Origin of the sequence: Streptomyces sp. LS1784, assembly GCF_020103755.1 — a bacterium.
Classification (GTDB): Bacteria; Actinomycetota; Actinomycetes; order Streptomycetales; family Streptomycetaceae; genus Kitasatospora.
In genome coordinates this window covers 1-7394 of record NZ_JAHSQD010000410.1, presented here as the reverse complement: position 1 = coordinate 7394, position 7394 = coordinate 1, and the positions used below count along the sequence as shown (strand labels likewise).

Below are 7394 nucleotides of genomic sequence, written 5' to 3'. Positions count from 1 at the left end.
GGAAGAATGATCGGCGGGCGGCCGTTGGCGTGGCGTTTGTCGTCGCAGTCGGGGCATTCCAGGCGGTACGGGTCGGCCGGCTTGCGCAGTTCGGCGACCGAGTCCGGCTTGCCTCCGATGGAGCCCTCGCAGGTGTGGCAGGGGTGCATGGCGGCGTTCGCCCGACGGGCGGCGAGCAGGGCGTCGTGCTCGCGGGTGTCGTCGGCTTCCTTGCGGCAGTCGTAGCAGGGCTTGGTGCCGTCGCTGGCGCCGGGCGTCCAGTCGTACTCGTCCTCGCGGCGGTCGCAGCCCGGGCAGCGGGTGGCTTCCAGGCGCCGTTCCTTCTCGTCTTCGGCGGCCTGCTCCTCGGCGGCGAGGCGGGCCCGGGTGCGGGTGAGGTACTCGGTGTTGGCGAGGGCGTCGGTGAGGTTCTGCCACTGGTGGCTGCCGAAGCGCCACCAGATCGGGGCGTGCGGGCCGCGGGCTGTCAGCTGGTCGAGGGTGCACGCGAGGATCGGGATGCGGCCGGTGAAGTCGAGGCCGCCGTACGGCTGCCAGTGATTTGCGGGTCAGGGCCTGGACCTCGTTGATGGTGCCTGGCAGGCCCCGGGGTCCGGCGCCGGCCAGGACCGCATCGGCGATCTGCTGGCGGCCACCGGGCAGGGGGTGGGAGTCGTCGGTGGTCCAGTCGGCGATCGTGCCGACCGGGCCGCCGGCGGTGTTGGCGCAGGTGATGGCGACGATCGGCCGGTCGGCCACGACGATGTGATGAAGGGCTTTCAGGGTGTGGGCGACAGCGTTCGCCAGGACGTCAGGGCGGCGATGGCCGAGGCCGCGCCGGCCAGTGTGACGACCAGCGCCGGAGCCGCGACTTCGCCCAACGCGCCTCCGGCTGCGGCGGCCAGGCCCTGCAGCGTCATCGTTCCGGTCAGCAGCAGGCCGAACGCTTGACCGCGCTGCGTCTCGGGCACCGCGTCGAGGAACCTGCGGGCCAGTGCGAGCTGGTAGGCGACGCCGAAACCGGACACTGTCAGCAGGATGGCGGCGTATCCCGGTGCGGGGTGCAGCGCGAACCCCAGCAGCGGCGATCCGAGCGCAAGCGCGAGGGGGCGGGCCAGCCGCTCCCGGCCCTCAGGGCTTACCAGGCGGCCGACGATCAGGTTGCCGGCGAACATCCCGGCGGCCACCGCTGCGAACAGCAGGCCGGCTGCGTCAGGTGCGCCGACCTGCGCGGTGTACGGGACCAGCACGCCCTCGGCGCCGACCATCAGCGCCGGTGCCAGCCATTGCGCCAGCAGCAGCGCCCGGACCGCAGGCCGGCGCAGCAGCGCCCGGTTTACCTGCCAGGTCTCGCTGATGCCGGCCTCACCGCCGGTGCGGCGGCGTGGGTGGTGGGACAGGCGCAGTTGTAGCAGGCCTGCCGAGGCCAGGCAGGTCGCGGCGGTGATCCAGAGCGCGCCTGGTGCGCCGACAGCGGCGATCAGCATGCCTCCGGCGGCGAAGCCGAGCACCTGCGTGCCGCCGGCCGTCATGGAGAAGACGGCACGGCCGAGCACGTAGCGGTCGCCGTCTAGCAGGTCGGGCAAAAGGGCGGTGCGCGAAGCGGAGGCGACGGCGCTGGGCAAACCGGTGACGAACACCAGTGCCAGCATGGCCGGTACCGGCAGTAGACCGGTGGCGAGCACGATGCTGACCGCGGTGCGCAGCACCTCGTAGCCGATCATGACGGTGCGCGGGGGCCAGCGGTCGGCGAAAGCCAGCAGCAGCGTGCCGCCGAAGGCATAGGGCAGGAAGCCTGCCGCATACGCCAGCGCCGACATCAGCGCCGACCCGGTCGCCGAGTAGACGATCACGGACAGTGCGAGCATCCGCACCGTCTCGCCGATCAGGAAGAGCGTGTAGCTGCCGAACAGCACGCGGAACTGGCCCACAGCGAATACCTCGCGGTAGGTGGCCGGGCGTGCCGCGACGGGCGTGGTGGTCATGGCCGACAGCATCACGGCAGCCCAGCCATGGTGACTATGCTTTCGTGTGGAGGCAAAACATGCTGGCCATCGAGGTGGGACCCGTCGACGTGGCGCGTACCCGCTACGCGATCTCGCCGCTGGGCGAGGCGATGCAGGCGCTGCGCGTCGCAGCCGGCGTGCAGACCGCCGGCCCGCTCCGGCCGTGGGCCGAACGCATCGCGCCCCGGTACAAACAGCTGCGCCGGCAGGTGCCCGCAGTCGGGGCGCTGACGGCGCTGTTCCGCCACGGCGCCTACAACGCCGACTTCATCCATCCGCCGCCGTCGGGCTCCGGTGGCGACTTCGCCACCGAGCTGGCCGCCGTGCGCGCCACGCCCCTGCACCGCGCACGCCTGGAACTGGCCCGCAACCTGGCGGGACTGCGCACGCCGCCGCGCTACGTGCAGCGCATCCTCGACGCGCCAGACGTGGTCACCCAGCTCGCCGACGCGCTCGAGGCAAGCTGGCAGGCGCTGGTCGAGCCGGACTGGCCGCGGCTGCGCGCGGTGCTGGAGCGTGACCTCGTCCGCCGCGCCGGGCACCTGGCGATGTACGGCTGGGCGGCAGCGCTGTCCGATCTCGACCCCCGGGTGACCTGGCGCTCCGAGGGGCAGACCGGGACCATCGAGGTGCGCACGGGCTCGCGTACCGAATGGGACCGGCACCGGCTGGCCGGCAAGGGCCTGCTGCTGATGCCGACGGTGTTCGGCACTCTGATCAGCTACGTCGAGCCGCCATGGCCCTACGCCCTGGTCTATCCCGCGCGGGGCATCGCGGACCTGCTCGGCCCAGTGGCGCGTGCACCGGGCAGCGAGGCCCTGAGCCGACTGGTCGGCCCCCGCCGCGCGGACGTGCTCCGCGCGCTGGACGTGCCTGCAACAACGACGCAGCTGGCCGCCCAGCTCGGCCTGAGCCTAGGCACCGTCGGCAGCCATCTGGCGGTGCTACGCGATGCCGGCCTGGTCACCCGCACTCGCACCGGCCGGGCCGTCCGCTACGAGCACACGCCGCTGGGCGCAGCCCTGGCGGCCAGCTGAACGCCTGTCGGGCTCGAAAAGTCATCGCTGCACCCATGAGGGCCGGGCCTGTCAAGCGCGCGTAGGGTGCCTGGCCTTTTATCGAACCGCAGGCCAAGCACCCATGCGCCTACCTTAGCGTCGCGGCCAACGAGGCGACCGGCTTCGGGGTCATTGCATGGTGGACGAACAATCTCCCTCCCCGGGTGGGCGGAATCTACGACCACCTATGGATCTCCGACAACCCCACCCCAACCGAAATCGACTCGCAACTCGTCTCCGATCCGCACTACCCCCGGTTCCATGACCCCGCCAGCGCGATACCGCTCACGCAGGTCAGAGCCGTCATCGAAGAATTCTGCCGCTCCGCCACCGGCGAACGTCCCGAGTCCATCGCCTGGGTGACCGGGCAGCTCAACGGCCAACGGGACGACCGGCCGGAGTTCGAGGACTACTGACCAGCAGTAACCGACAGTACGCCAAGGCCCGTCCGGTGGATCAGAACCGATCCACCGGACGGGCCTTCGGCTTCATGCTCCACAGCCTGCCGACACCCGCGAGCAGTTTGAGCAGGACCTGCCTGCCACCCTCGCTGCTGTGGAACCAGGAGCGCGCCGCCGGCCGCCTCGGCTCACCCCGGAGCAGAGGGAGGAGAAGGCCAAGCGGGACCACGAGCGACTGCTGCACCGCATGGACGAGGTCGAGGCCGCCTCCGAGGACACGTGGTACGCGCCGCCGTACCCCGCGTACTACGACACCGCCACCGCCCGCGACCACCACCGCGCCCTGCCGGTCGTGGCCACCACCCTTCCGCTGCTGCGCCGCTTCGGCGCCGACGCCCCGATGTGGCACCGGTTCGGCCGGAACGGCTGGCACAGGTGGTCATAGGCGGCGCGGTTGTTGGGGTTGTCCAGGGCCTCGGTGAGGGAGTGCCGGCCTAGCTAGGCGGCCGTAGCGACCAGAGGGTGTGTCCAGCCAACGGCTCTGTCCCGTAATCGGTGGTAACGCTCTGTGGTGATCACCGGAGGAGGATGCGGTGGCGGAGCAGGGGGAACCCGGCTCGGCCGTGCATCTGCCTCATGATCCGTTTGGTCCACGTGTTGACTCCCTCGGTGCGGCCGTTGTGGAACGGGAGGGTGAGTCCGGCGTCGACGGCGGCACGGTCGAGTTCAAGGCCGTTCGCGAAGGAGTGCAGGTGGGGCAGGTCGGCGGCGCGGGCTGTCGTGATCCAGTCGGTGAGCTTGGCGTCGTTGCCCTCCGCTGGGGTCAGCAGCTGAGCGAACTCGCCTGCGAGGCTGGCGAGTTCGGCCATCTCGGGGCAGGCTTCGGTGAGCTCCCCCAGTAGTGCGGTGTCCTTGTCGCGCAGATTCTCGGGGCGGGTGAGCAGGAGGCGGGCGAAACGCTGCGGGATAGTGACCGGCTTGTCGCCCTCGACGCGGCCCTGGGTGATGTAGCGGTAGAGCAGATTGAGGCTCCCGGTATAGCCCAACTCCTTGATCTACCGGAAGAGTTGGAGCACGGGGATGGCCGGGTCTTCCGTGCGGCGGGCGCGGAGGTGGTCGCGGTAGGGGTCGACGAGCGTGGGCTTGTAGCGCGGTGCGCGGCGGTCGCCGGTGGGCTCCTTCATGCGGGCGTACCGCTTGACGGTGTTCAGGGCGACGTCGAGGCGGCGGGCGCATTCGAGCAGCCCGACGCCCCGGCCAAGCAGATTGTGGACTCGCTGCCAGCGCTCGCGGGTGGTCTGCTCGCGTACACCCCCGGGCCGGGCGGGGTTCACCGCGGTGGCCCAGCAGGCGGCGTGCGAGCGGACCTCGGCCAGGACCTTGCCACACAGGTTGCTCCAGAGAGTACTGGTGGGCCGTCGGCGAGGTGCCTGCTGAGCAGGCCCTTTTCCCACGGCCCCCAGCCCGAACCGGGCTTGCGACTTGTCACCGCACCCGGCTCTCCAGTGACTACTCCGTGAGTGCTGGGACGGACTTCCTTCCGTGGATGGTTGCGTGGCAATTTCCGCAGACCACAAGGGTTTTGCGGTGCCGTGTGGCCATGAGATCTGCCCACGGGGGCCGGTCTGGTCCTGGCTTTCCGAGGTCGGCGAGCTTGGCGACGTGGTGGACTTCCACCTCGTCGACGCGCCCGCACGCCTCGCATCGCCCGGCGAGGAGTCTGGTGACCAGTTCCTTGCGCTTGGTGTTGACCGGGGCCAGCCGACGGTCGGTGATGACCGTCTTCTTGTCCCGTCGCAGCGGGATCCCGCCGAACCGTCCGACCAGTGGCTTCCTGTCGATGCGTTCGACGCGGGCCTCGAAGCACTTGCGCGGCCCGTGCGGTGTCTCGATGGTGGTCGCGTACTTGCGGGCCATCTTCGACACCGACGAGCGGTGCTTGTTCGCCAGCGTCATCAACATCGAGGTCTCCATGACCCATTGCAGCCGGGCGAGTCGGAAGACGTCGCCGGCCATCAGGTAGTACTGGACGATGCCGCGGTACTCCGACCCGTAGGTGCTGAGGATGACGTGATCGTCCTGGTTCAGCAGTTCGGGCCGACGCGCGGGTTTGCCGCGCTCCATGTACTGGGCTTGCTTGGCAGATACCACCGAACGAGGGACGCGCAATCTGATGACCCCATTGACGGAGCGTCGTCCGCCGGTGATCTTGCGGTCGTTGTGGTGCACGGTGATGTCGTAGCCGAGGAACCTCGCGGCCTGGGTACGGCCATGAGTGATGAGCGTCTTTTCCGGCGACAATTCCAGCTTGAGTTCATCACGCAGGAATTGTGCCAGACGCTCCTTGATTTCCTCGGCCTCTGCCTTTGGTCCGGCAAACCCGAGCAAGGTGTCGTCGACATAACGCACATACCGCAGCCGCCGGTAGCCGGGATCATGAGTATCCATGCTGGGCATGCTGCGGAGTTGCTTGCGCAGTTCCCGCACTGTGGTGCGGTCACCACGCTTGCGAGCGCGTGCCGTAGCCGCCCACACCCGATGAAAGGCGCGGTTCGACTGCCTGACTCCTCCCCGGGTGTATTCCGGGATCAGAACCTTCTCGACGTACTCGTCCATTTTGTGCAGGTAGATATTAGACAGGATCGGTGAAACAACCCCGCCTTGCGGACTTCCGCTGTGCGTGGCGTTCCAGACCCAGTCCTCCATGTATCCGGCCTTGAGCATGTTGTGCACCAGCCGTAGGAATCGATTGTCGCGGATCCTCTCGCCCAGGATTCGGAGCATGACCGAATGGTCAAGCCGGTCGAAGCACTGGGCGATGTCGCCCTCGATAAACCAGGCCGTACCCGTCCAGGTATGGACCACATCACTTAACGCGGTGTGGCAGCCCCGGCGGGGACGGAAACCGTGGGAGGAGTCGGAGAACGTCGGCTCGTAGTACGCCTCAAGAAGCAGACGGACCACTTCGCCGACGAGCTTGTCGCTCCAGGGCGGCAGGCCGAGCGGACGCAGCTTCGTGCTGCCCCGCCCTTTGGGGATGTAGACCCTCCTGGCCGGGCTCCACCGGTAGCGCTCGTGGCGCAGCGCGTCGATGACGTGCTCGATCTTGCCCAGCGACATGCCGTCCACGGTCTCCCCGGTGACCCCGGGCGTCATCGCTCCCTTGTTGGAATAGAGACGCCCATAGGCCAACAGATACAACTGCGGGTTGAACATCTGTCGATACAGTTCATCGCACGGCAGGCCGCGCCTGCCGCGTTCACGGAGGACACCCAGCACCGTTTCGGCGCTCTGCATTACGCATACCTCCCGATTCTTGGGTGTCCGATCACCTGGCCCCCTTCGCCCGTGCGGACGGCTTTCCCGTCCTCCTCGGCCGGTCGTGACTCCGGCGACTACTACGGGGCCTCCGTCGCCATAGGAAGATCTCCTCCCTTAGGCGATCCCATGTTCGTCCTTGTCGTACGTAACAGCGTGACGTAGGCGTTCCACTCATCCCCTTGAATGCCCTCGCTGGGCATCGCTCCGCGCTCTGGAGGTTGCGTCGGCCATGGCATCAAGCCGTCGCAGGGCACGGCGCCGGTTTCAGGCATCTTTCCGGCGGATTCGACCTTCAATCTTCTGGGGATTGGAATTCAGGCAATCCAGCTTTCGCCATATCACGCGGGTCCCGCGACGCCCCGTCCCCAATGCCTGGGCCCGGTCGTCACTTTCCTGGCATGCTGCGGTCCCCTCACCGTTTCCGGATCAGGTAAGCCATTGGACCCAAGAACCTCCCTCCAAATTCTTCCCGACTGAATCGGGGATACGACAAGGCGCCTCATGGCGCACTGCCACCTGTCGCTGACCTGCACGGCTTCGGGCAGGGCCCGGCGGATCGCCTCGCCGTAGGAGCCGGAGCCGTCACGGCAGACGTATTCGGCCCCGGGGTGCTCGCGCAGCCACGCGAC

Annotated in this window: 5 protein-coding genes and 1 pseudogene; 3 read left to right on the top strand and 3 right to left on the bottom strand. The window is 68.5% G+C overall.

Features of this window, described 5'->3' with window-relative positions:
- Positions 1–758 precede the first annotated feature (758 nt).
- Entirely contained in the window at positions 759–1964 is a 1206-nt protein-coding gene (locus tag KS423_RS32910; RefSeq protein WP_224283415.1) for an MFS transporter, read from the bottom strand.
- Between the two features lie 59 nt (positions 1965–2023).
- Between KS423_RS32910 and KS423_RS32905 the strand changes: the two genes are divergently transcribed.
- The 3 genes from KS423_RS32905 (at position 2024) to KS423_RS32895 (ending at position 3889) form a co-directional block, all read left to right on the top strand.
- Positions 2024–3022, top strand: coding sequence for a winged helix-turn-helix domain-containing protein (locus KS423_RS32905; RefSeq protein WP_224283414.1), 999 nt, complete (start codon positions 2024–2026; stop codon positions 3020–3022).
- 80 nt (positions 3023–3102) lie between these two features.
- Positions 3103–3459 (top strand): Imm1 family immunity protein, encoded by a 357-nt coding sequence (locus KS423_RS32900; protein ID WP_224283416.1) that lies wholly within the window; start codon positions 3103–3105, stop codon positions 3457–3459.
- A gap of 139 nt (positions 3460–3598) precedes the next feature.
- A complete protein-coding gene (locus KS423_RS32895) occupies positions 3599–3889 on the top strand; it encodes a hypothetical protein (protein ID WP_224283413.1) in 291 nt (96 codons plus the stop codon).
- A gap of 130 nt (positions 3890–4019) precedes the next feature.
- Here the strand turns inward: KS423_RS32895 and KS423_RS32890 are convergent.
- Positions 4020–4847: pseudogene (locus tag KS423_RS32890) on the bottom strand (transposase); the annotation flags it as partial.
- A gap of 106 nt (positions 4848–4953) precedes the next feature.
- Positions 4954–6741, bottom strand: a complete 1788-nt coding sequence (locus KS423_RS32885) for a reverse transcriptase/maturase family protein (protein WP_224283412.1) — start codon at positions 6739–6741, stop codon at positions 4954–4956.
- Between the last annotated feature and the right edge of the window lie 653 nt (positions 6742–7394).

Coding starts and splice junctions, on each gene's coding strand:
- KS423_RS32910 (WP_224283415.1), bottom strand. CDS start 1,964: ATGACCACCACGCCCGTCGCGGCACGCCCGGCCACCTACCGCGAGGTA.
- KS423_RS32885 (WP_224283412.1), bottom strand. CDS start 6,741: ATGCAGAGCGCCGAAACGGTGCTGGGTGTCCTCCGTGAACGCGGCAGG.
- KS423_RS32905 (WP_224283414.1), top strand. CDS start 2,024: ATGCTGGCCATCGAGGTGGGACCCGTCGACGTGGCGCGTACCCGCTAC.